18 protein-coding genes are annotated in these 24,405 nt (G+C 70.0%); 6 read left to right on the forward strand and 12 right to left on the reverse strand.

Annotation, left to right across the window (positions count from 1 at the left end; genetic code table 11):
* The first annotated feature begins 65 nt into the window (after positions 1-65).
* The 3 genes from lplT (at position 66) to PE066_RS10680 (ending at position 2,806) form a co-directional block, all read left to right on the forward strand.
* Positions 66-1,355 carry a lysophospholipid transporter LplT gene (gene lplT / locus PE066_RS10670; RefSeq protein WP_271232523.1) on the forward strand — a complete coding sequence of 430 codons (1,290 nt, stop codon included), beginning with the start codon at positions 66-68 and terminating at the stop codon, positions 1,353-1,355.
* Positions 1,342-2,259, forward strand: a complete 918-nt coding sequence (locus PE066_RS10675; RefSeq protein ID WP_271232524.1) for a DMT family transporter — start codon at positions 1,342-1,344, stop codon at positions 2,257-2,259. The genes lplT and PE066_RS10675 overlap by 14 nt, the downstream gene beginning before the upstream one ends.
* A 61-nt stretch (positions 2,260-2,320) precedes the next feature.
* On the forward strand, positions 2,321-2,806 hold the full coding sequence (locus PE066_RS10680; protein ID WP_271232525.1) for a glutathione peroxidase: 486 nt from the start codon (positions 2,321-2,323) through the stop codon (positions 2,804-2,806).
* Here PE066_RS10680 and PE066_RS10685 read toward each other — a convergent pair.
* Complete coding sequence (locus PE066_RS10685; protein WP_271232526.1) at positions 2,736-3,920, reverse strand: acyltransferase family protein; 1,185 nt, start codon at positions 3,918-3,920, stop codon at positions 2,736-2,738. The genes PE066_RS10680 and PE066_RS10685 overlap by 71 nt on opposite strands.
* A gap of 144 nt (positions 3,921-4,064) precedes the next feature.
* Here PE066_RS10685 and PE066_RS10690 point away from each other — a divergent pair, with 144 nt between their 5' ends.
* Together PE066_RS10690 and PE066_RS10695 are read left to right on the forward strand one after the other, a co-directional pair.
* Positions 4,065-4,979 (forward strand): LytTR family DNA-binding domain-containing protein, encoded by a 915-nt coding sequence (locus tag PE066_RS10690; RefSeq protein WP_271232527.1) that lies wholly within the window; start codon positions 4,065-4,067, stop codon positions 4,977-4,979.
* 20 nt (positions 4,980-4,999) lie between these two features.
* Entirely contained in the window at positions 5,000-5,758 is a 759-nt protein-coding gene (locus PE066_RS10695) for a CPBP family glutamic-type intramembrane protease (RefSeq protein WP_271232528.1), read from the forward strand.
* On the opposite strand, the gene glcF is transcribed toward PE066_RS10695, so the two are convergent.
* The 3 genes from glcF to PE066_RS10710 all read right to left on the reverse strand — a co-directional run bounded on the left by glcF (position 5,747) and on the right by PE066_RS10710 (position 9,059).
* Positions 5,747-6,973, reverse strand: coding sequence for a glycolate oxidase subunit GlcF (gene glcF / locus PE066_RS10700; protein ID WP_271232529.1), 1,227 nt, complete (start codon positions 6,971-6,973; stop codon positions 5,747-5,749). The two genes, PE066_RS10695 and glcF, sit on opposite strands and share 12 nt — an antisense overlap.
* Before the next feature lie 3 nt (positions 6,974-6,976).
* Complete coding sequence (gene glcE / locus PE066_RS10705; RefSeq protein WP_271232530.1) at positions 6,977-8,068, reverse strand: glycolate oxidase subunit GlcE; 1,092 nt, start codon at positions 8,066-8,068, stop codon at positions 6,977-6,979.
* A 64-nt stretch (positions 8,069-8,132) separates the two neighbouring features.
* Entirely contained in the window at positions 8,133-9,059 is a 927-nt protein-coding gene (locus tag PE066_RS10710) for an SMP-30/gluconolactonase/LRE family protein (RefSeq protein ID WP_271232531.1), read from the reverse strand.
* 66 nt (positions 9,060-9,125) lie between these two features.
* Here PE066_RS10710 and PE066_RS10715 point away from each other — a divergent pair, with 66 nt between their 5' ends.
* Positions 9,126-9,815 (forward strand): hypothetical protein, encoded by a 690-nt coding sequence (locus PE066_RS10715; RefSeq protein ID WP_271232532.1) that lies wholly within the window; start codon positions 9,126-9,128, stop codon positions 9,813-9,815.
* Positions 9,816-9,853: 38 nt separating this feature from the next.
* On the opposite strand, the gene PE066_RS10720 is transcribed toward PE066_RS10715, so the two are convergent.
* The 8 genes from PE066_RS10720 to PE066_RS10755 form a co-directional block, all read right to left on the reverse strand.
* The gene (locus PE066_RS10720) at positions 9,854-11,329 is read right to left on the reverse strand and encodes an HlyD family type I secretion periplasmic adaptor subunit (RefSeq protein WP_271232533.1); all 1,476 of its coding nucleotides are present in this window, start codon (positions 11,327-11,329) and stop codon (positions 9,854-9,856) included.
* The gene (locus PE066_RS10725) at positions 11,230-17,580 is read right to left on the reverse strand and encodes a VCBS domain-containing protein (RefSeq protein WP_271232534.1); all 6,351 of its coding nucleotides are present in this window, start codon (positions 17,578-17,580) and stop codon (positions 11,230-11,232) included. Before PE066_RS10725 ends, PE066_RS10720 begins: the two co-directional genes overlap by 100 nt.
* Complete coding sequence (locus PE066_RS10730; protein ID WP_271232535.1) at positions 17,577-18,218, reverse strand: hypothetical protein; 642 nt, start codon at positions 18,216-18,218, stop codon at positions 17,577-17,579. The genes PE066_RS10725 and PE066_RS10730 overlap by 4 nt, the downstream gene beginning before the upstream one ends.
* A complete protein-coding gene (locus PE066_RS10735; RefSeq protein WP_271232536.1) occupies positions 18,215-20,368 on the reverse strand; it encodes a peptidase domain-containing ABC transporter in 2,154 nt (717 codons plus the stop codon). Before PE066_RS10735 ends, PE066_RS10730 begins: the two co-directional genes overlap by 4 nt.
* 177 nt (positions 20,369-20,545) lie before the next feature.
* Positions 20,546-22,027: an ammonium transporter gene (locus tag PE066_RS10740; protein WP_271232537.1), complete on the reverse strand. Its 1,482-nt coding sequence runs from the start codon at positions 22,025-22,027 to the stop codon at positions 20,546-20,548.
* Positions 22,028-22,049: 22 nt separating this feature from the next.
* Complete coding sequence (glnK, locus tag PE066_RS10745) at positions 22,050-22,388, reverse strand: P-II family nitrogen regulator (RefSeq protein WP_271232538.1); 339 nt, start codon at positions 22,386-22,388, stop codon at positions 22,050-22,052.
* Positions 22,389-22,411: 23 nt separating this feature from the next.
* Positions 22,412-23,140, reverse strand: a complete 729-nt coding sequence (locus PE066_RS10750; protein WP_271232539.1) for a TorF family putative porin — start codon at positions 23,138-23,140, stop codon at positions 22,412-22,414.
* Between the two features lie 194 nt (positions 23,141-23,334).
* On the reverse strand, positions 23,335-24,399 hold the full coding sequence (locus PE066_RS10755; protein WP_271232540.1) for an FAD:protein FMN transferase: 1,065 nt from the start codon (positions 24,397-24,399) through the stop codon (positions 23,335-23,337).
* Between the last annotated feature and the right edge of the window lie 6 nt (positions 24,400-24,405).

Consider the following 24,405-nt stretch of genomic DNA (forward strand, 5'->3'; position numbering starts at 1 on the left):
TAACCCTGCGTCGTTCGCAAGACCGCTTTCCCCCAGGCCCGCTCACGGCCGCAGAGCCCAATCGAATGAAGCGCGGCTTCTACACCATCATGGCGGCGCAGTTCTTCTCGTCGCTGGCGGACAACGCGTTGTTCGTCGCCGCGGTGGAACTGCTCAAGACCGAAGGCGCCGCCGAATGGCAGCGGGCGGCGCTGGTGCCGATGTTCGCGCTGTTCTACGTGGTGCTGGCGCCCTTCGTCGGCGCCTTCGCCGACGCCCAGCCCAAGGGCCGGGTCATGTTCATCAGCAATGCGATCAAGATCGTCGGCTGCCTGATGATGCTGTTCGGCACCCACCCGCTGCTGTCGTACGCCATCGTGGGGCTGGGCGCCGCCGCCTACTCGCCGGCCAAGTACGGCATCCTCACCGAGCTGCTGCCGCCTTCGCAACTGGTCAAGGCCAACGGCTGGATCGAGGGCCTGACCATCGCCTCCATCATCCTGGGCATCCTGCTGGGCGGCCAGCTGGTGGGGCACGCCATTGCCAGCCGCCTGCTGACGCTGGACTTCCCGGTGATCGACACCGGCATCGACAGCGGCCCGGAAGCGGCGATCTTCGTGCTGATCTTCGTCTACGTGATCGCCGCCTGGTTCAACCTGCGCATTCCGCACACCGGCGTGGAGATGCGGCCGATGCCGCGCAATTCGCTGGAGCTGGTGCCGGACTTCTGGCACTGCAACGCGCGCCTGTGGCGCGACAAGCTGGGCCAGATCTCGCTGGCCACCACCACCCTGTTCTGGGGCGTGTCGGGCAACCTGCGCTACATCATCCTGGCCTGGAGCGCCGCCGCCCTGGGCTACAGCACCACCCAGGCCTCCACCCTGAGCGGCGTGGTGGCGCTGGGCACCGCCGTGGGCGCGGTGGTCGCGTCCATGCGCATGCGGCTGGACTCGGCCACCAGCGTGATGCCGCTGGGCATCGCCATGGGCGTGCTGGTGATCCTGATGAACTACATCGACAACGTCTGGGTGGCTGCGCCGTTCCTGATCCTGCTGGGCGGGCTGGGCGGCTTCCTTGTGGTGCCGATGAATGCGCTCTTGCAGCACCGCGGCCACAACCTGATGGGAGCCGGCCGCTCGATCGCGGTGCAGAACTTCAACGAGCAAGCCTGCATCCTGGGGCTGGGCGCGTTCTACAGCCTGTCGGCCGGCCTCGGCCTGTCGGCCTTCGGCGCGATCACGGTGTTCGGCATCGTGGTGGCCGGCATCATGTGGCTGATCCAGCGCTGGCATGCCTCGAACCTGCGCCACCACAAGGAAGAAGTCGACAAGCTGCTGATGATCGCGCGGCACGACAACCCCGATGGCGGGCATTGACGGCGGCCGCCAGCTGGCGGTGCTGGCGCTGATGGTCAACGCCTTCGTCTGGGGCGTCTCCTGGTGGCCGCTGCGCGAGCTGCAGTCGCACGGCCTGCACCCGCTGTGGGCCACCGCCGGCGTCTACCTGGCGGCACTGGCGCTGCTGGCCGTGCTGCAGCCGCGCGCCTGGCGCGGCTTGGCCGGGCACCCCGAGCTGCTGGTGCTGATGGCCGCCGCCGGCCTGACCAACGTCGGCTTCAACTGGGCGGTGACGGTGGGCGACGTGGTCCGGGTGGTGCTGCTGTTCTACCTGATGCCGGCCTGGAGCGTGCTGCTGGCCTGGCCGCTGCTGGGCGAGCGCCCCACCCCGGCGGCGCTGCTGCGGCTGGCGCTGGCGCTGGCCGGCGTGCTGGTCATCCTGAAGACGCCCGAGACCCCCTGGCCGCTGCCGGAATCGCTGGCCGACGGGCTGGCCCTGCTGGGCGGCTTCAGCTTCGCGCTGACCAACATCCTGCTGCGCCGGCTGCACCGCACGCCGCCGGCCACCCGGGTCGTCGCCATGTTCCTCGGCGGCACGATCGCGGCGACCGCGGTCGGCACGCTGGCGATGGGGCAGGGGCTGGTGCCGGCGCCGGTGGCCTTGCCGTCGGGGGCGCTGCTGGTCGCCGGCCTGCTGGGCCTGGCTTTCCTGCTGGGCAACTCGGCGCTGCAGTACGGCGCGGCCCGGCTGGCCGCCCAGACCACCGCGCTGGTGATGCTGTCCGAGGTGCTCTTCGCCAGCGTGTCGTCGGTGCTGGCCGGCGCCGCCCAGTTGAGCGAGCGCACCTGGGTCGGCGGCGCGCTGGTGGTCGCGGCGGCGGCATGGTCGGCCTGCGCCGCGCCCGGCGAGGATCGCGCCGGCGCCGCACAATCGGCGGCTTGAGCGCTGTCCGGGGCCGGCCGAAGGCGCTTCCACCGGAGTGCGCAGCACGGAGGTATTCCCAGTGACGACCGCCTACGACTTCCAGGCCACCTCGATCGACGGCAAGGCCGTGCCGCTGCGGCAGTTCGAAGGGCGGCCGCTGCTGATCGTCAACACCGCCAGCGCCTGCGGCTTCACCCCGCAGTTCGGCGGGCTGCAGCAGCTGCACGAACAGTACGGCGCGCGCGGCCTGGTGGTGCTGGGCTTTCCCTGCAACCAGTTCGGCGCCCAGGACCCGGGCAGCAACGGCGAGATCGCCCAGTTCTGCCAGCGCAACTACGGCGTCGACTTTCCGATGATGGCCAAGATCGAGGTCAACGGGCGGGGCGCCGATCCGCTGTACCAGTGGCTGACCGCGCAGGCGCCCGGGCTGCTGGGCAGCCAGGCGATCAAGTGGAACTTCACCAAGTTCCTGGTCGGCAAGGACGGCCAGGTGCTCAAGCGTTACGCGCCGCAGGAGCCGCCGGAAGCGCTGGCGAAGGACGTGGAAGCGGCGCTCGCGGCTTGAGCCCGAACAGCGGGCGCAGGCGGTCGCTGCGCCGGATCAGGGCGGTCAGCGCCCAGCAGCCGCCCACCGTCGCCAGCAGCAGGGCGGCCGGCTCCAGCACCGGCCCGAGCGCCAGCGGCGCCAGCCAGACGGCGGCGGCGATGATCAGCGTCTGGTGCAGCACGTACCACGGGTAGACCGACTCGTTGGCCCAGCGCAGCCAGCGCCAGGGGCGGTTGAGCGCATGGTGGGCCCAGCCCAGGATCGCCAGGATGGCGCTCCAAAGGTACAGGTCGGCCAGCAGGCGCAGCCCCAGGCGGGCGATGCCGTCCACCGGCGCGGCCGCGCGCAGCGGCAGGTAGAGCACCAGCAGCAGCAGCGCCAGACCGGCCGCCCGCCCGCGCCAGCGTCGCAGCTCGGCCCACAAGCCGGCATCCAGCCCGATCCACCAGCCGTAGAGGAAGAGCGTGCCGTACACGGCGTGCAGCCAGCCATCGCCGACCAGGTCGTGGGTCGGCGGGAACTGCGGCCACAGCAGCAGCGAGTAGGTCATCAGCGGCAGCACCGGCAGCAGCAGGCGCGCCCCGCGCAGGCCGGTGAAGGCCGCCCGCAGCCGGCGCCCGGCGGCCGATTCGAGCAGCGGCAGGGCCAGCACCCACAGCGCGGTGTACAGCCACAGGTAGGGCAGGTACCACAGGTGGTTCCAGGTCACGCCCACGTGGGCGCCGTCGAAGGCACCGGCCGGCCAGGGTCCGCCCGTGTAGTAGCGCAGGAGGAAGTCGCCGAAGCCGGGAGCGACCAGGCCGTTGGCGACGCCCTGCGCATAGGGCTGGTAGGGCACCACCACCACCATGCCGAAGGCCAGCGGCAGCAGCAGGCGCCAACTTCGCTGGCGCAGCAGCGCCCAGCGCGAGCCGCCGCGCCACAGCAGCGCCAGGGCCATGCCGGAGATGAGGAACACCAGGTCCATCCGCCACAGGTTGAGCGCCCGCATCGGCGCCGGCAGCCAGCCAGCCGCGTGCGGGCTCTTGAGGTGCCAGTCCCAGCCGGCCACGTAGTACATGGCCACGTGGTAGAGGATGACCAGCGCGAAGGCCAGTGCCCGCAGCGCGTCGATGTCGTGTCGTCGTTCCATGTTTGTTCGCAACTCCTGATCGGCCGCGATGGTGCGGGCGCAGGGACTTGCGCCAGCCGGGTTTGGGACGATCCGCGGGCGGGCTGGGACGAGCGGCGGCCGGCCGGGACGAAAAATCGATGGCTGGACCTAGACTCGCGCCCCATGCCCGACGCCCTCACCCCCTGGCTGACCCGCTACCGGCGCCACGAACGCGCCGCCGACATCGGCTTCTGGGTCGTCGTGATGGCCGCCCAGCTGGTCTTCAACACCGCCGTGAGCTGGTTCGATCTGCGCCGCTTCGACCCCGGCCAGCCGGTGTGGGAGCCGCTGCTGTGGGAGCTGACCAGCGTTCCGGTGGTGGGCGCGCTGATCCCGGCGATCGTCTGGTGGGAGCGCCGCCATCCGCTGCGGCTCGACACCCTGCCGGGCAGCCTGGGCTGGCACCTGACCGGCGCCGTCGGATTCACCGTGCTGCACGTGCTGGCCATGGTCGCGCTGCGCTGGGCCGCCTACGGCGCCCTGGGGTTGGGCTACCGGGTGTCCAGCTGGCCGGGCGTGCTCGGCTACGAATTCCTGAAGGACGTGCGCAGCTACGGCGCGATCCTGCTGGCCATCCTGGGCTGGCGCTTCCTGCTGCTGCGTGCCCAGGGCGAGGCGCGCGTGCTGGATCCGCCCGAGCCGCCGGCCGGCGAGTCCGCGCCGGGGCCGGACGCGCCGGCGCCCGTCGTGTCGCCGCCGGCCCCGGTCCGGCCCGAGCGCTTCCTGGTGCGCAAGCTGCGCAAGGAGTTCCTGGTCGCCGCCGCCGAGATCGACTGGCTGCAGGCCCAAGGCAACTACCTTGGCCTGCGGGTCAACGGCCACGACTACCTGCTGCGCTCGACGCTGGCCGACTTCCTGCAGCAGCTGGATCCGGCCCGGTTCGCGCGGGTGCACCGCAGCTGGGCGGTCAACCTGGACCGGATCGCCGAGATCGAGCCGCTGGAGGCCGGCGACGCCCGCCTGAAGATGAAGGACGGCAGCCAGGTCCCGTGCAGCCGGCGCTACCGCGACGCTCTGGCCGCGGCGGCCGGGGGTTGAGGGCCGTGCCACAGTCGGGCATGGCACCCGTCTCTCGCCGGCCCTCGTTCGCGCGCCGCTTCGGCGCGGTCTTCGGCCTCGGCCTGCTGGGCGTCGCCGCGCTGGCGACCCACCTCGCGCCGCGGTTGCCGGCCATGCCCCTGCCCGAGTCGCTGGCCGGGCTGCCGTCGGCGGCGATCCTGGCCTTGTCGCTGCTCAACCCGCTGATCCTGCTGCTGCTCGCCAGCCTGGCGGGCGCGGCGGTGGCGCACCGCACCGGCCTGCACAGCGCGGCCGCGGGCACCACCCGCTGGCCGGCCGCGCGCCAGTGGACCGCGGCCCTGGCCAGCGGCGTGGCGTTGGGGCTGCTGATCGCGGCCGTGGATGCCGCCTGGGCCCGGGCGGTGCAAGTTCCCTGGATCCCCGCGGGCGGACCGCAGGCGGCCGGCGCCGGACCCTTGCTGCTGGGCGTGTTCTACGGCGGCCTCGCCGAAGAAGTGCTGATGCGCTGGGGCCTGATGGCGCTGGCGGCCTGGGCGCTGCAGCGCTGGCTGGGGCGCGGTCCGGCGCTGGCGGTCGCCGCCGTTTTCGCTGCGCTCGCCTTTGCCGCCGGCCACCTGCCGGCGCTGCTGGCCGCGCAGCAGGAACTCACCGGAGCGCTGGTGGCGCGCACATTGGCGCTGAACGCAACCGCCGGCCTGCTGTACGGCTGGTGGTTCGGGCGACATTCGCTGGAAGCGGCCATGGCGGCGCACGCCGCCACCCACCTCGGCTTCTGGCTGGCCGCCTCAGCCCTGTAGGGACTCGTCCAGCACTTCCACCCAGTGCCGCACCGGCACGCCGGTGCCGCTTTGCAGGTGGGTGATGCAGCCGATGTTGGCGGAGATCACCGCCTGCGGCTGCAGGGCGCCCAGGTGGCCCAGCTTGCGGTCGCGCAACTGGCGCGACAGCCCGGGCTGCAACACCGAGTAGGTGCCGGCCGAGCCGCAGCACAGGTGCGACTCGTCCAGCGGCAAGCGCACGTCGAAGCCCAGTTGGCGCAGCCCGGCCTCGACCCCGCCGCGCAACTGCTGGCCGTGCTGCAGCGTGCACGGCGGGTGGTAGGCCAGCACGCCCTGCGGCGCCCGCACCCGGCCCTGCAAGGCCGGCACCAGCTCGGGCAGCAGCTCGCTGAGGTCGCGCGTGAGCTCGCCGATGCGCCGGGCCTTGTCGGCGTAGGCGACGTCGTGCCGCAGGTGGTGGCCGTACTCGCGCACCGTCACGCCGCAGCCGGAGGCGTTCATCACGATCGCCTCGACCTCGCCGCGTTGCACGTACGGCCACCAGGCATCGACGTTGCGGCGCATCTGCGCCAGCCCGCCGGCCTGGTCGTTCAGGTGGAACTTGACGGCGCCACAGCAGCCGGCCTCGGCCGCCACCAGCGACTGGATGCCGGCGGCATCCAGCACCCGCGCCGTCGCGCTGTCGATGTTGGGCACCATCGAGGGCTGCACGCAGCCGGCCAGCAGCAGCACCTTGCGCGCATGGCTGCGCGTGGGCCAGGCGCCGGCCGGCCGCGGCGCCGGCACCTTGGCCTTGAGCGCGGCGGGCAGCAGGCCGCGCACCGCCTGCCCCAGCTTCATCGCCGGCCCGAACGCCGGCGACGGCAAGCCTTCCTTCAGCGCCCAGCGCAGCGCCTTGTCGGCGCCCTGGCGCGGCACCTTCTCCTCGACGATGCGCCGGCCGATGTCGACCAGGTGGCCGTACTGCACGCCGCTCGGGCAGGTGCTTTCGCAGTTGCGGCAGGTCAGGCAGCGGTCCAGGTGCAGCCGGGTCTTTTCCGTTGGCTGTTCGCCCTCCAGCACCTGCTTGATCAGGTAGATGCGGCCGCGCGGCCCATCCAGTTCATCGCCGAGCAACTGGTAGGTCGGGCAGGTCGCGGTGCAGAAGCCGCAATGCACGCACTTGCGCAGGATGGCTTCGGCTTCGGCGCCCTCGGGCGAGCCGGCGAACTCGGGGGACAGCTGGGTCTGCACGGCTCAGAGATCCGGGTAGAGGCGGCCGGGGTTGAGGATGCCGGCCGGATCGAACGCCTGCTTCAGCTCGCGGTGGACGCGGTCCAGTGGCGGCAGCAACGGCTGGAAGCGTGGCGCGCCGGCACTGGCCGCGTCGGCGCGGAACAAGCTCGCGTGGCCACCCGCCGCTTCGACCACGCGGCGCAGCCGCTCGCCCTCGGCCGGGTCGGCCGCGACCCAGCGCTGGCCACCGTGCCATTCGACCAGCGGAGCTTCCGGCAGGTCCAGCACCGGCGCAGCCTGCGGCAGCGACAGCCGCCACAGGTCGCGGCCGGCGCGATCCTCGAACCAGGGCAGGCGCTGGTCGCGGCACAGCAGCCAGTCGTTGGCGACCACCGCATTGTCCTGGCGCTCGCCGCCAAGCGCGCGGCAGGCCGCCTCGACCGCGGCGTGGGCGCCGCGCAGGCGCAGGTAGAGCGTGGGCACGCCGCCGTCATCGACCCAGCAGCTGGCATTGAGCGGCAGCGGCTGCCCGCCCCAGGCGTTCAACCTGTGCAGCGCTTCAGCCTGCGGCAGCTCGAACTTCAGCGTGGCCTCGGCCGGGGCGCGCGGCAGCACCTTCAGGCTCACCTCCACGATCAGGCCCAGCGTGCCGAGCGCGCCGGCCATCAGGCGCGAGACGTCGTAGCCGGCGACGTTCTTCATCACCTGGCCGCCAAAACTCAGCAGCTCGCCGCGGCCGTTGACGATGGCCAGGCCCAGGATGAAGTCGCGCACGGCGCCGGTGCTGGCGCGCGCCGGCCCCGACAGGCCGGCCGCCACCATGCCGCCGACGGTGGCGCCGCCGCCGAAATGCGGCGGCTCGAAGGCCAGGCACTGGCCCTGTTCGGCCAGCACGGCTTCCAGCTGCGCCAGCGCCGTGCCGGCGCCCACGGTGACCACCAGCTCGCTCGGCTCGTAGCTGCGGATGCCGGCCAGGCCGCGCGTGTCCAGCAGCTCGCCGGCGCCCGGCTGGCCGTAGAAATCCTTGCTGCCGCCGCCGCGGATGCGCAGCGGCGTACCCGCCGCCGCGGCCTCGCGGATGCGCGCCATGCAGTGGGAAAGCGCCTCCTCCATGGCCTGAGATGGTAAGCGCGCGGCCGGGCTGCCGCAGCGGCGCTGCGGCTTGATCTTTTCGGCGTCAGTCGATGAAGAAATTGACCGGCAGGCCGGGTGTCTCGACGCGCGTGCAGACCACGTGCCCCGACAGCGGCCGCGCGGCCATCTCCGCCGCGCTGCGGTTGCCGGCGCTGGTGACGAAGAGGATGCGCAGGTCCGCGCCACCGAAGCAAGGCATGGTGGGACACAGCATCGGGGTGGCTATCTCGCCCACAAGGTCCCCCGCAGGTGACAGGCGCACGATGCGGCCGCCCTCGAACATGGCGCACCAGTAGCCGCCTTCGGCATCCACCGCGGCGCCGTCGGGCCGGCCGCCATAGCCCGGCTGGCCGGGCTGCCAGCCGGCGGGCTTGGGATCGAACTGGTGGAAGACGCGCTCGCGGCTCATCACGTTGCGGCGCGCGTCCCAGTCCCAGGCCCGGATGCGATGTTCCTGGGTGTCGGCCCAGTACACCGTGTCGCCCGCGGGTGACCAGGCCAGGCCGTTGGCGGTGACCAGCCCGCCCGCCTTGCGTTCCACGACCGGCGCCCCGCCCGCGCCGTTGTCGGGGCGGCCATCCAGGCTGAACAGCTCGCCGGCCGGCGCCGTCTTGGGCTCGAACACGGTGCCGGCCCAGAAGCGGCCGAGCGGGTCGGCCTTGCCGTCGTTGAAGCGGGTCGTGGCCGGGTCGTGGTCGAAGCGCTGCAGCAAGGACAGTACGCCGCCCCACTCGCGCGCCCGGTAGACGCCGTCGCGCAGGGCCATGACCCAGCCGCCGCTGAGCGCCGGCGCCAAGCAGCCAGGCTCCTGCGGCATCGGCCAGCTCTCGACGCGGCCGCTGCCGGGTTGGGTGCGCCGCATCGCGCGGCCGGGAATGTCGATCCAGTACAGCCGCTGCTCGCCGGGATGCCAGAACGGCGACTCGCCGAGCTGGTCGCGCTGCGGAGCCACGCTTTGCCAGGGTGTCATGCACGTGTCCTTGCCACCGCGCATTGTGCGGCGCGCCGCCACACGCGGGCGGCCGAAGCCGGTACCATGGTTTCCGCCTTGAACGACATGACCTCTACCGCAGCGAGCAATGCACAAGACAACCTGATGCGGGTGGAAGCGGCGCGTTACGCGCTGCTGCGCCGGCTGGCGTTCTCGATCCGGCACCAGATGGTGGCCCACCTGCAGCCGATCGGCATGGTGACCGAGCTGCTCGAGCGCCGGCTGCGCGCCCCCACGCCCGACCTGCACCAGGCGCACGACAGCGTGGCCAAGATCAACGGCCTGTCCAAGGCCGCGGCGCACGACTGCCTGGACGTGATCACCTGGATGGCGCCCGAGCCGGGCGCCACGGTGCCGGTCGGCCAGGCGGTGCAGGACTGCATGGTGCTGCTGCGTGGCAACTTCAGCTTCCGCGGGCTGTCGCTGCGCAGCGACCTGCCGGAGCTGCCGCAGCCGGTCGGCCGCAGCGCCGCCCGCATGCTGCTGTCGGCCTGCCTGCTGGCCCTGACCGATCCGCTGGACGGCCCGGCCGAGGTCACGATCAGCGCGCAGGCCAACGACGAGTTGGCGACGGTGGATCTGCGCGTGCAGCGCACCGAGGGTGACGGCTACGAGAATCAGCTCAACTACCGTGCCCTGCTGTGGCCCGACGTGCAGGCCATGGCCCAGGCCGAGGACGTGGAGTTGGCGCACACGGAGAGCACCGCCAGGTTGACCTTTGCGGTCCTGGATTAGCGACCCGCGTCGACGCTGCTCGACCAGGCGAACGCCTGCTACCGCTCGCGGCCGGCCTCGTGGAACGCCTTGCGCACGGGCGAGAGCAGGTATTCGAGCACGGTGCGCTCCCCCAGCTTGATCTCGGCGGCCACTTGCATGCCTGAAGCCAGGCGGTGGTTCACGCCGTCGGCGACGAGCAACTGCTGCTGCAAGGCCACGACGGTGCGATAGGCCAGCAGCGCCGGCTGCGCCCCGTCGGCCTGCGCCTGCTGGGGCGCAGCCGCATCCGCGGCGACCTGCTCGACCGTGGCATCCAGCATGCCGTACTTCTGGAACTGGAACGCCGAGAACTTGAGCCTGGCCGGCAGCCCTGGCCTGACGAATCCGACGTCCTCGTTGGAGAGCCACACCTCGGCCTGCAAGGCATCGTCGATGGGAACGAGGGTCATGAGGATGGTGCCGGGCTGGACCACGGTGCCCGCGGTCTGGGTCGCCAGGTCCTTGACCCGCCCCTGCTGCGGCGCCCTGAGTTCCAGCAACGCGTGTCGGTGGTCCTGCTTGGCCAGCTCGGGACGCAGCTTTTCCAGCCGCTCGACCACGGCCGCGCGTTCGGCGCGCAGCTGGCGAAGGTAGTCGCTGCGGATCTGGGCCAGCCTGCGCTCGGACAAGGCCAGGTTGGCGCGCTCCCGCTCGACCGCATGGGATTGGGCGTTGAGATCCTGTTCCTTCTCGATGCGTTCGCGCGTCTTGTCCTCGGCCATCAGGCGCCCGGCAAACCCCTCGCGCACCAGGTTGCGGTAAGCCTCGGCCTGCTCCTGGTAGTGCGGCAAGGTCTGCTCGAGCTTGGACTTCAAGGCCCGCGCCGCGGCCAGTTCCTGGCGCGAGCGTTCCCCGGTCGCGCGCTCCTGGGCCAGGGCGCTTTCGAAGGCCAGCCGGTTCGCCTGTAGTTGTGCGTGCGCCTGCTGGAGCAGCTCCGGTGGATCCCGTGGGTGCGGCTCGAGCGACCGGTCGGCAATCTGTGCGTCGATGCGCCGCAGCGCCAGCTCCTTCTGCGCGAGCTCCCGGCGCAGGGAGTCGAGTTCAGCGGCGGACAGCGTCGAGTCCATGCGCATCAGGAGCTGCCCGGCACGCACCAGCTCGCCCTCTGCAACCAGGATGTCCTTGACGATGCCGGCCTCGGCCGGTTGCACGATCTTCAGCGACGACTGCGGAACCAGCCGACCCGGCGCCACGGCGACGATGTCCAGCTTGCCCCAAAGCGTCCAGGCCAGCGTGCAGGCGAGCAGCGCGACAGCCGCGCCGAGCACCGCGCGCGGGAGCGGCGCCGGCGGACTGGCCTGGACGCGAAGGATGTCCGGCACGAAATCGGCGGCATCGGAGCGCCAGTCGCGCGGCAGGGCACCAGCCGGGCGGTCGCCTTGGCCGCCGCCTTTCACCGCAAGCCCGGGCCTGCCAGCCCTTCGCTCAGCCCCCGGAACACCGGCAGTCCAGGCCTGCTGCCCGAGACCATGGTGACCGGATCGGGCCCCCATGGGCTGCCCACGAGACTGTCGCCGCCTCGAGACCCTGCGCCTCCCTCCGATTCACCGCCGTCGTGAAGATCGGCTGCCGCGAGGTGCGCCGCCAACTGTTCGTCAAGCTGCTTCCAGCGGGAGAAGAACGAATTTGCTCCCGAAGGCGGCGCGCTGACGACGCTCCATGGCGCCGCCGCCAGCTGCAGCCCGCTCGCGAGCGGCCGGGAAGATGAAGCCCAGGACGGGGGAATCGGCGTGGCGGCGGCCTCGCCTGCGTCCGACGGCGCTGCACCGGCCGCTCTGCGTTCCCGTGCAGTGTCGGCAGGCTCCCCGCCGCCCACTGTCCCCTTTTCGACTTCGAATCCGGTCGACGCGGTTGCGTGGTCCGAGTGCTCGGCGCCCATCGGGCTTGTTCGTCCAGCCCCGATGCGGTGGCCGATGGCCTCGCCTGCTGCCTCGGCAACCAGGGTCAGCGGCTCGATGTCCTTCTTGTCTGGACGATCCGGGTGGGCACGCCGGGCCTTTGCTCCGGGATTGCCGGGACCCGTGCCGGGGCCGTCGTTGAAGCTGTCGTCGTGACCCGGCGGTGCGGGATCGGGCCCGTTCCCAACGCCCTGGTTGCCGTGCGATCCACCGCCGCCACCGCCACCGCCACCGCCACCGCCACCGCCACCTCCGCCGCCAGCTGCATCGAAGCTGAGCCGAAACACGTCCGAAGCCGACAGGCTGCCCGTCAGGTCGGCGCTGTTGCCCACGCGGTCGGTGGCCGTGACCTGGATGTCCAGGAAGCCCGTGGCCGTTTTCGGCACGCGTCCGCTGAAGGTCAGGGTGGCGGTATCGAAGGCCAGCCAGTCCGGCAGCGGAGCGCCATCGGCCAGGCTGGCGGCAAACAGCAAGGTGTCACCCGTGTCCGGGTCCGCGAAGCTGCCGGCGGGGATCTGCCACAGGTAGGACTTGTTGGGGGCCGCGGCCTGGTCCGGCAGCGCGGAGGAGACCACCGGCGCATCATTCCTGCCGTCGATGTGCACCTGCAGCTGCCCGGGTGCTGCAGCCAGCCCGTCGAACGCGCCGTAGCTGAAACTGTCGGTGGCCCGCTGGCTGCGGCCGAGCGCCTGGACCGCGGCCGAGCCATTGGCCAACGTGTACGCATAGCTGCCGTCCACAGACAGCGTGAGGCTGCCGTACGTCCCCGTATACGAGCCGGGCGCCGCGACCTGCAAGAGGGCGCCCGCGTCGATGTCGTGGTCGTTGCCCAGCACATTGCCCGTGACCGTGGCGCTGCTGTCTTCCGCGGTGAGGGCCTGGTCCGGCTGGGCCACGGGGGCATCGTTCGCGCCGCTGATGGTCACCACGATCGACGAAGAACTGCTGGCCGCGCCATCCGGATCATCGTCGCTCGCTGTGTAGACGAACGTGTCCGTGACTTGCTGACCGGCAGCCAGCGCCTGCACGCCCGCGCTGGCGTTGGCCAGGTCATATCGGTAGGTTCCGTCGCCCGTCAGGCGCAGGCTGCCGAACACACCGGCATACACGCCGGGGTTGGTCACCCTGAGCGGCCGGCCATCGGGATCGGCGTCGTTGCCCAGGACGTTGCCGGAGACCTGCACGAGGCCGTCCTCGCTCACGGACACCGCATCCTGCACCAGCACCGGCGGCTGGTTGCGCAGCACGCGGGACTCGACGTCGGCGCGGTCCCAGAAGGTTCCGTCGTCCAGGCTGATGCCCCACTCCGAGCCGGTTGCCGCGAACCAGTCCGAGATGGTCAGCCGGTCTTCCGTTCCGGTGATGGCCACCACCAGGTCGCTGCCCGAGCGGCTGAAGCGCAGTTCGGATTCCGTCGCGCCACCGAGCTGGATCTGGTTGCTGCCGCTGGCATCGACCACGGTGTCCTGCCCATCGCCTCGCGCGAAGGCATACGTGTCGTCGCCTGCTCCGCCGTGCAGCCGGTCGCTGCCCGTGCCGCCGGCCAGCAGATCGTTGCCCTCGCCCCCGTACAGCAGGTCGTCCCCAGCCTCCCCCAGCAGCCAATCATCGCCGTCGCCGCCCACCACGTGGTCGGCACCGCCGCCTGCCAGGACGAGGTCCGACCCCTGCAGCGCGTCGATGTCGTCGGCCAAGGCAGTGCCGGTGAGGGTGTCGGCTTCCGGCGTGCCTGCGATGGTGAACCCGTGCAGGTCGATCAGCTGCTGCCGGCTGAACACACCATCGGCGAACTGGAACCATTCGATGGCGCCCTCCAGCGGGTTCGCCGGATCGAAGTCGTCCAGGTGCACGGCACCGCCGCCCGGCAGCGAGATCTTGAGCGAACCGACGCTGATCTCCACCTGACCCGCGTACACGTTGGAAAAGACCAGCCAATCCGTGCCGCCGCTGTCGGTGATGCGGTCCGTGCCGTCGCCCAGGCTGTAGTAGTAGATGTCGTCGCCCCCGCCGCCTGCGAGGATGTCGTCGCCGAGCCCGCCGATCAGGTGGTCGCTGCCGGAGCCGCCGGTGAGGATGTCGTTGCCGGCTTCTCCCCACAGCTGGTTGCTGCCTTCGCCGCCCTCCAGCAGGTCGTCGCCTGCGCCCCCCACCAGCACGTCGTCTCCGTCGCCACCGAGCAGGAGGTCATCGCCCGCCTCGCCGAAGAGGCGATCGTTGCCCTCCTGCCCGTCGAGCTGGTCGTGGCCGGCGCCGCCCTGCAGTTCGTCGTGGCCCGTCCCGCCGAAGAGGAGGTCATCGCCACCCCCGGCGATGAGCAGGTCGTCGCCCTCTCCGCCATCGAGATGATCTGCGCCGTGGAACTGGGCCGCCAGGTCGCCGCCGTTGCCGTCACCCAGCAGGAGGTCGTTGCCGGCTCCGCCGAACAGGACATCGGCTCCACCGTACCCGACCATCTGGTCGTTGCCGTCGCCGCCTTCCAGGTAGTCGTCGCCATGGGCGCTGCCAGCCAGGACGGAGGGACTTGCGTCACCGATCAGGACGTCGTTGCCATCGCCCCCGAGCAGGATGTCGGCGCCGCCACCGCCGTAGAGCACGTCGTCGCCGGCCTCTCCATCGAGATAGTCATGCCCCTGGTACTGGGCGGCCAGGGCGCTCGTGTTCTCGTCACCATAGAGACGGTCACGACCCGCCCCGCCATAGAGCGTGTCGGCCCCGCCGCCGCCGATCAGGAGGTCGTCTCCTTCCTCGCCGTCGAGGTAGTCATCGCCCCAGATCAGCGCCTGGTGCGCCGCGATCACGTTGACGGCACTGGTGTCGCCCACGAGCACGTCGGCGCCCTGGCCGCCGTAGAGGGTGTCGTCCTTGCCGCCACCTTCGAGGATGTCATCCCCGTCTTCGCCGTCCAGGTAGTCGGCTCCGTGGTAGGTGGGATCGATGTAGTCGCTGGCCGCGGTGGGGCCGCTGGCATCCCCCGCGATCTGGTCGTTGCCCGCGCCGCCGAACAACTGGTCGGCGCCACCGTCGCCGACCAGCGTGTCGTCACCGGCGCCGCCATCGAGGAAATCGGCCCCATGGTGGGCGGCCGCCACGGACGACAGGAACCCGGCGAGGACGTCGCCGTCGCCGTTCAGGAAATCGTCGCCGTCGCCGCCTTCGAGGATGTCGGCGCCAGCCAGCCCCCAGAGGACGTCATCGCCGTCGTCGCCCTTGACGCGGTCGTCGCCCCAGCTTGCCAGGACCAGGTCGTCGCCGGCTCCGGCCTCGACCACGTCGCTCTGCCCGGTGTCGGTGGAAGTGGCGCCGATGCCATCCCATACGGCCCCGCCCCCTGCGCTCCTTGTATAGATCCCCCAGGTCGCACCCTTGGCCAGGACCGACGTGGCCCCTGCCGGCACGGTCCACGCATCGTCGGGCCGCAGGCGGGTGCGCGCTGTCAGGACCGCACTGGTGCTGATGAAGTCATTGCCCTCGCCGCCCATGATGTGGTCGGAGCCCGAGCCTCCGGCGAGCAGGTCATCGCCGGCACCGCCATCGATCTCGTCGTTCCCGGCGTTACCGCCCAGGGCATCGTTGCCGCCGGCGCCGGACGTTCGGTCGTTGGTGGGCGCGCCGTAGATCACGTCCGCGAAATCGGCCTCCGCGACACCGTTGATCAGGGTGCCATCGGGCGCCCATCGGGTTTCCGACCAGGCGAAGGTGCCGAATCGGCCATCGCTGGGCGGGATATCGAGGCGCGTTTCCGTTCCGATGATCAGGGCGCGTTGGTCACCCCGGAATACGTTGCTGGCGTTGCCCGCGTCCTTGAGTGTCAGGGCCCAGGTGTTGCTGGTGGCGGTGTGCTTTTCTCCCTGGAAGCTGACGCCCAGCGAAACCGCTTGATCGCTTTCGAGATCACCCGCTTGCACGAGCGAGAACGACACGGTGGTCTGGCCTTCAAGCAGCGAGATGACCGCACCGCTCGCCGGCACGGTGCCGTCCCCCAGGACGACCTCGCAGCCAGCCGCCCCTTCTCCGGTCAGCGCCAGCTTGAGCGTGTCGCCGGCGCGGGCCGCCGCCCCGAGGAAGACCGTGAATGCCTTGCCGGCGCCTTCGGCAAGCGTGCCCAGCAGGGTGCCGAGGCTGCTGGCCACGAAATCCGGATCCTTCATCACGTTCGAGCGGCCGCCTTCCAGCAAGGCCAGCCGCTGGCCGTCGTCCAGCTTGAGCCCCAGGTAGCCTTCGCCGCCGATCGCCCTGGCCGAGTCGAAGTGGCCGATCGTGATGCGGTTGGCCGCCTCACCCTGGCGAATGATCTCGAGTTTCTTGAAGGTCCTGGAGGTCGAATCGTCGTACAGCGATAGAACCGCAGCTTGCCCACTGGCCAGCCGCACGCCCCAGCGATCGCGGCCGATGGCAATAGCAGTCGTCAGCACAGAACCGTCGAGTTCGATGGATCCATCGCCGTCCGAGTCCACTACCAGGTCGTCGCCGAACTGCCCGTTGAAGCGATAGGTATCGACCCCCACGCCTCCGTACAGCTTGTCCTTGGCTCCGCCGCCGTCGAGTGTGTCGTCCCCAGCTCCGGCGTAGAGCACATCGCCGCTGTCCCCGCCGGTGAAGACGTCATTTCCACTGCCGCCGATGAAAGCCTGTGTCTTGGCGGTGTCGCGGGCCGTCGCCGTGGATCCTGCGGACCCTGCGGACACGTTCCATTGGGCGAAGGGCTCTACGGTGGTGGGGAATTGGCGGTAACCCACCCCATGGCTCAGCATGATCGGCTGAAGCCAGGGCAACACGTACTTGTGAGCCTTGTTCAGGGCTCCTGCCAAGCCATCCCCCTGGGCGGAGGTGTACTGCAGCAGCTCGCCGTCCGCAGTGAAGAACTCCTGGCCCGCGTAGTTGGCGCCCTGCCAGTAGTACCACTCGATGCCCTGCGCGATCAGCGCGTCCTGGGCCTGCCGGTTCAGGCCGGCGATGTTGGTGCCGAGCTTGTGCAGGTCCGCGGAAAAATGACTCAGCTTGCTGTTTCCGGGGCTTGCCTGCTCGGACCGGATGAGATCGATCAGGAAATTCCGATCGTCGATGCCCCGAGGTTCAGGCGAATAGAAATCGCCAGACATGATGAGAGGAAGGCTGGACTGGACTCGGAGAGTTGCTTTGCGAAAGTCTTCACTCATGAGCCCAGCGGTGAGGAGAGCCTGACTGTGCATAGCCAGTGCGCTCACATGCTCGTTCCCGAACTGAACCGGTTTGAGCCCCGACAGGTTGACGGTCAATAGATCCGCGCGAACGGATTCCAAGAACTCCCCTTTGGCGTAGTAGCCGGTAACGTTCAACGATCGCGCTTGATAATCCTCCACCGGCCTGAAGTCCCTAAAAGCCTGGGGCAACGACTGACCCATTGCGGCTCTTGCTTCGTCCACCCGATGGGGGTGGAGCGCCGTGAACGCGAAGGGAGCCGGGTCGAAGACAATGGCAGGACGGTTGAACCAGACTGCCGCAATGGAAGCTAGGCCTCCCCCTAGGCTGTGGCCGGCGAACGAGATGTTGCTACCCGCCGCGTCGGCGCCGTAAATGCGCAAGACTTCGCCATACACCTGCGCGGCCTGGACGGCCTGCGACTCTCGACTTCCATTAGTGAGGTTGATGTCGGCGATAGCGTCGTTCAGTCCGTCCGTTCCGCGGAATGAGATGACGACTTCGCCGTTGTCGTTATTTCGGAAGACTGCGTATGCAAATCCGCCCGTTGGAACGATTGGATCTGGTAGACGCTTCCAACCTACTGGTTCGGCGACCAGGTTCTGTGGACGAACTTCATCGTCGTAAACACGCAGAGCGAAGATCGCTGCATCTTCTTTTGAGATCATTTCTTGACTCTCCCTTCCAGGATTGAAGAAGGATCAGTTAAGCAACTTGTCTTGTGCTGCGGGTCAACACGCATCGCTGCCGGCCACTGATAACGCAAGGACGCATCCCGCTCCTCTCTTTCACGAGCGGTGTACCGCTGCTTCACCTCACCAGGTTTAGGCACATTGCCCATGAGGTTGGCCGGCATGTTGAAAACCCACGGCTCAATGCTCTTTGGCCACGTCCAGCGAGTGCCATCGCGCGGATCGGGGACAAACTGCACATATTGAGGAACCACGCAGTAGTAGCTATTGCGCGCGTCCCAACCCAAGCTAGCCGATTCAGCCAGCAACACTGGAGCGCCCGCAGGCGAGATCAAGATCCATCGAACGTCGGCGCCGCCGCCGTACGAGTACTGAGTTCGCCGGTACTCAAACGAGAGTACTTGACGGGACAATCGTGCTCTCAATCCCCAGTCGAAGGGGTTCCCGGTTCCGCTCTGAACTTCCCAGGGAACCGTTCGCCTCACCCAGATGCTCTCGCCGGTATTCAGCGGCACCTCTTCTTCCCACGTGATCGTCTTTGAGCACGCCGTGGTTAACAGAACCAGCCCCAAGAAGGCAAACAACTTGGGCCACCTTCTCAGAACTCGCTTCATGATGCATTCGCCCGCGTCTTGCTCTCGCTTCTTTCCATTCCAACAATCACGGTCTCATCCACCTGCAACCCCCGTGGCACCTGGTGCGCGATGAACAGCACCGTCACCTTGCCGCGCAGCTGATTGATGGTGCGGGCGAGCTGCGCCGCAGTTTGCACGTCCAGGCTCGCAGTGGCTTCATCAAAGATCAGGATGCGGGGTCGTTTCAGCAGCGCGCGAGCGACGGCGATGCGCTGCTTCTGGCCGCCGGACAGCCCGACACCTTTCTCGCCGATCTCGGTCTGGTAGCCCTGTGGCAAGCCTTCGATCACCTCGTGGATCTCCGCCATCCGGCAAGCCTGCACCACCTGGTTGAAGCTGGCCAGCGGATTTGCCATCTGGAGGTTTTCGTACACCGTGCCGGCGAACAACTGCGTTTCCTGCGGCACGACGCCGAACCTGCAGCGCAACTCGTTGGCCGAGAAATGGCGGGCGTCCTGGCCATCGAGCAGCAGGCAGCCTTCCACCGGGCGGTAGAAGCCGAGCAGCAACTTGGCCAGCGTGCTCTTTCCGCTGCCGGAGGGCCCGACCAGGAGCGTGGTCGTGCCTGGCTTGAACGACAGCGAGAGATCCCGGAACAGCCACGGGTGCTCCGGGCTGTAGCGAAAGCTCAGGCCCTCGATGTCGATGCGGCCGGTTCCGGCCCCGGCCCGCGCCGGCAGCAGCCCGTAAGGTTCGGCCGGTGCATTCATCAGGTCCCCCAGGCGCCTCACCGACAGGTTGGCTTGCTGGAACTCCTGGTACAGCCCGACCAGCCGCAGCAGCGGTTGTGACAGGCGAGCCGCGAACATCTGGAAGGCCACCAGCATGCCGATGGTGAAGCCATCGTTCCTCATGACCAGCAACGCGCCGACCACGAGGACGGCGAGCCCTTGCAGTTGCTCGAGCCCCTGCGCCGCCGTGCCGTACGTGTTGGCAAGCTGCCGCGTGCGGAAGCCGGCGGCCACGTACTCCGCCAGGCAGTTGCCGTACCGCTTTTCCAGTTGCGGCTCCAGCTGCAGCGCCTTGACGGTTTCCATGCCGCCGATGTATTCGGTGACAAAGGCCTGGTTGCGGGCACCGAGCAGGAATTGCCGGTCCAGCCGCCATCGCAGCAGCGGCGTGATGGCCAGGCTCAGGACCGCGAGCAGGACGAGCAAGCCGACGGCGATGAGCGACAGTTGCCAGCTGTACCAGAACATCACGCCCAGGAGCACCAGCATGAAGGGCAAATCCAGCAGCAGCGTGATGGCGGCACCCGCCATGAACTCGCGGATCGCCTCGACCCCTTGCAGGCGCGCGACCAGGGTTCCCGTGGGACGCCGGGCGAAATAGCCCATGGGAAGCCGCAGCAGGTGCGAGAAGACGCGGCTGCCGAGCACCGCGTCCACCCTGTTGCCCGTGTGCAGGACGAGGTACTGGCGAACCCATGAAAAGACGGCCGTGAAGACGATCGCCAGGGCGAGCCCCACACCGGCCGCAACGAGGGTGCTGCGGCTTTGATGCACGACGACCTTGTCGATCACCACCTGGGTGAACAAGGGCGTGGCGAGCCCCACGAGCTGGAGCGCCAGTGACGCGAGCAGGATGTCCCGCCAGACGGCGCGATAGCGCAGCAGCTCCGGCACGAACCAGGCGAAGCCGAACGGCCTGGCCTCGGAAGCACGCGCGCCGTCTTCGTCGCGCAGCGCCTGCGGTTTCGGTGTGAAGCAGACGGCCGTGGAGCCGAGCGCCGGAAACAGGTCGCCGACCGGCACCGTCCGCTCCGGTTCGCCGGTCGAACAGACATAGCTGACGTGATCTCCGGCGATGCCCGTAACCAGGATCGGCTCCCCGCAGGGCGCCGCCGGCGTTGCTCCTGGCGCCGGCTGGGATACGCCCAGCTCCGCGCGACGGAGGAACAATGCGGGCAGCCGCGTAGCGATGAAGCCCAGGTTGCCTGGAGGCCCGTGCTCCGCCTGCAGGCCCATCGCTTCCGCGGCCAGGAGAACATCGGCCAGCGAGTAGCTTCCGTCTTCCCCCGGGGGATGGCGCTGCAGGATGAGACCGGCGTCGAACGGAATCCGGTGCTGGCGGCAAACGGTCGCCAGCACCCAGATGACCTCCTCCCTCGCCAGCCGCTCGTTCGGCATGCACTGCATCGCAAGATGCTAGTCACGTCCGCCGCAACCGCGACCGCTCGCCCTGGTTGAGCACCCTCTTCTTGCAGGAGCCCGGCGCGCCGGAAGGAAGCGAGCCCGCCGAAGCGGGCTCGAAGGCGGATCAGACTTGCCTTCTGCTCGGCGACCCGAGCCCGACTCCAGGGTCGATCACCGGCTGTACGCCGTCTCGCCATGCGCCGTGATGTCCAGCCCCTCGCGCTCTTCTTCTTCGCTCACCCGCAGCCCGATCAGCAGGTCCACCAGCTTGTAGGCGACCAGGGCCACCACGCCCGACCAGGCGATGGTGAACAGCACGCTCTTGAACTGCACCCACAGCTGCGCGGCGACGGTGAAGGTCTCGGGCGCCGGTCCGCCGGTGCCGCCGAGGTAGGGCGACGCGAACACGCCGGTCAGCAGTGCGCCGACGATGCCGCCGACGCCGTGCACGCCGAACACGTCGAAGGCGTCATCGGCGCCCAGCGCGCGCTTCAGGCCGCTCACGCCCCACAGGCAGACCAGCCCGGCCAGCAGGCCCAGCACGATGGCCCCCATCGGGCCGACGAAGCCGGCCGCCGGCGTGACGGCAACCAGTCCTGCGACGGCGCCGGATGCGGCGCCCAGCATCGAGGCCTTGCCCTTGCCCAGCGCCTCGCCGGTGATCCACGACAGCGTGGCGGCGGCGGTGGCCAGCACGGTGTTGATGAAGGCCAGTCCGGCACTGGCGTTGGCGGCGCCGGCCGAGCCGGCGTTGAAGCCGAACCAGCCCACCCACAGCAGCGAGGCGCCCACCATGGTCAGCGTCAGCGAATGCGGCGTGAAGGCCTCCCTGCCGAAGCCGATGCGCTTGCCCAGCAGCCAGGCGCCGACCAGGCCGGCGACCCCGGCGTTGATGTGCACCACGGTGCCGCCGGCGAAGTCGAGCGCCCCCTCCTGCGCCAGCAGGCCGCCGCCCCAGACGATGTGCGCCATCGGCACGTAGGAGAAGGTGAACCACAGCGCCGAGAACAGCAGCACCGCCGCGAAGCGGATGCGCTCGGCGAAGGCGCCGACGATCAGCGCCACCGTGATGGCGGCAAAGGTGCCCTGGAAGGCGACGAACACGTACTCGGGGATCGTCGGCAGGGCGCCGAAGGTCGCCGGCGTGACCCCGTGCAGGAACAGCTTGTCGGCGCCGCCGATGAACCGGCCCTCGCCGGAGAACGCGAAGCTGTAGCCATACAGCGCCCACAGCAGGCTGACGAGCGAGAACACCACGAACACCTGCATCAGCACCGACAGCATGTTCTTGGAGCGGGTCAGGCCGCCGTAGAACAGCGCCAGCCCGGGGATCGTCATCAGGATCACCAGCAGCGTGGACGTCAGCATCCAGGCGGTATCGCCGGAATCGACCTTGGGCGCCGGCGTGGCGACGGGGGCGGCAGCAGGGGCCGCAGCGGCGGGCCCGGCGCCAAGCGCGGCCGGGGCGGGGGCCGCAGCGGCGGGCCCGGCGCCAAGCGCGGCCGGGGCGGGGGCCGCAGCGGCGGGCCCGGCGCCAGGCGCGGCCGGGGCGGCGTCCGCCGCGGCAGGGGTGGCTGGCACCTGCGCCAGCGCGGCGGCGGTACCGCCCAGCAGGCCCAGGGCGAGCGCAAAGCAGGCAAACAGCTTTCTCATGGGAAGCCTCTTTCGACGGGGGTTACAGCGCCGCGGGGCCGGTCTCGCCGGTGCGGATGCGGATGACCTGCTCGAGGTCGAAGACGAACAGCTTGCCGTCGCCGATCTTGCCGGTGCGCGCCGCGCCCTCGATGGCCTCGATGGCGCGCTCGACCAGCTCGTCGGCGAGGGCCGCCTCGATCTTCACCTTGGGCAGGAAGTCGACCACGTACTCGGCGCCGCGGTACAGCTCGGTGTGGCCCTTCTGGCGGCCGAAGCCCTTGACCTCGGTGACGGTGATGCCCTGCACGCCGATCGCCGAGAGCGCATCGCGCACCTCGTCGAGCTTGAAGGGCTTGATGATGGCGGTGACCAGTTTCATGGCTTGCTCCTTGGGCCCATGGATCAGAACGCGTACTTGACGCCCAGCACCAGCCCGCTGCGCCCGAGGTTCTTGCCGCCGGGCGAGAGGTACACGCCATTGCTGTCGGTATCGACCCAGGCGGCGCTGGCCGACAGGCCCTTGCCGAAGTCCTTGTTCAGCGTCACCGCGTAGTCGGTGTACGAGGACGGGTCGTTGTTCTTGACCTTCTGGTGGCCGACGTGCGGCACCAGCGACCAGCCCCGGCCGAGGTCGAAGCTGGCCGACAGGTCGAGGTAGTAGCTGTTCTTGCTGTTGGCAAAGCCGAACAGGTTGCTGAAGGCATGCGAGTACTTCAGCGTTGCCGGGCCCCAGCTGGCCGCGACGTAGCCCTCCTGCGTGTTCGGGCTGGTGGCCAGCTCGTGCCCGGGGTAGTTGTAGGTGAGCACGCCCAGGTCCAGCCCCAGCGGGCCGGCCGGAAAACGCCAGCCGCCATACAGGTCCAGTTCGGCGTCCGCGCCGCCGCCGCCGTCCTTGATCCAGCGGATCGAGGATGCCCAGGCGCCCAGGTACAGGCCGCTCGCATGCGTGTAGTCGACCCCGCCCTGCAAGGCCGGCCGCAGCCGGCTTTGCGAGATGCCGCGGTAGCGGTAGTCGCTGATGGCGCCGGCATTGAAGGCGAACGTGTGGTCCGGCTGCGGCGCCTGGGCCTGCGCCAGCGCGGCACCGGCCGGCACGAGAGCGGATAGAAGGAAGGCGGCTTTCGCTTTCATGGTTCTCCGTTGAGTCAGGGGGAGTCCCCGACAGCAAAGCAGAAGCCATGCCAGATGGCCGAGCGCGGCTGCGCGGCGGGCGCCGCACCTTGCATGCACCGGCGGCGTGCGGGCCGCGCCGACGGCGGACGCCGCGCGCACCGCGATGGTGAGGGCAGGCCGGCCCCGGCCTCCTTTCGGTGCGGTGGGAAGTGTTAGCCGGCCTGGATGCCGGCCGGGCGCAGCCGCTCGCGCAGAGCCGGCGAAAGCCAGAGCTCGCCCGAGGCCGAGGCGATCAGGCCCTGCACGCCCTCGGTGCTGCGGATCAGTTCACGCCCGCGTGCCAGCCCGAGCACCATGGCCGCGGCCCCGAGGCCGTTGACGGCCTGCAGCTCGCGGCCGACCAGGGTCACGCCACGCGGCCCTTCGCTGGGATAACCGGTGCGCGGGTCCAGCACGTGGTGGTAGCGCCGGCCATCGTGCAGGAAGAAGCGCTCGTAGTCGCCCGAGGAGGCGACAAAGCCGTCGCGCAGCTCCAGGCTGGCGAGCAGCTGCGCGGGCGCGCGCGGGTCGCGGATGCCGACCCGCCAGGGGGTGGCGCCGGGCGCCGCCATCGCGACCACGTCGCCGCCGCCGTTGACCAGCGCCGTGCGCACGCCATGGCTGCGCAGCGCGGCCAGTCCTTCCTGCAGGATGTAGAGCTTGGCGATGCCGCCCAGGTCCAGCCGCATGCCGCGGCGGCGCAGGTACGCGGTGCCGGCGCGCTCGTCCAGTGCCAGCTGGCGCCAGTCGACGGCGCCCAGGTGCTCGCGGATGTAGGCATCGGTAGGCCGGCGCGGCGCCTGCGGGTCGAAGTGCCACCGACCGACCGAGCCGATGGTGGCGTCGAAGGCGCCGCTGCTGCGCCGCGACACGTCGGCGGCCATGTGCAGCACTTCGAGCAGCTCGCGCGGCACCGGCACCGGCTGGATGCCGGCGGCGAGGTTGATCGCCGCCAGCCGGCTGGTCGGCGCGTAGTGGCTCATGACGGCTTCGAGCGCGCCCATGCGCACGAAGGCCGCATCGACGGCGGCGCGAAGGAGGCCGGAATCGGCGCCCTGGGCGGCGATGTCCACCTGGGTGCCCATGAGGGTCCGGCTGTCGCGCAGCCGCGCGTCCGGCACCCCTGCGCGAGCGGTGAGCGCCCAGCCGGCCAGGCAGGCGCCCGCGCCGAGGATGGCACGCCGGCCGCGGTCCGCCACCGGACCGCGCGGCGCGGCGCCGGCATCGACACGCGTCATCGCTCG

Origin of the sequence: Ramlibacter tataouinensis (assembly GCF_027941915.1) — a bacterium.
Classification (GTDB): domain Bacteria; phylum Pseudomonadota; class Gammaproteobacteria; order Burkholderiales; family Burkholderiaceae_C; genus Ramlibacter; species Ramlibacter tataouinensis_C.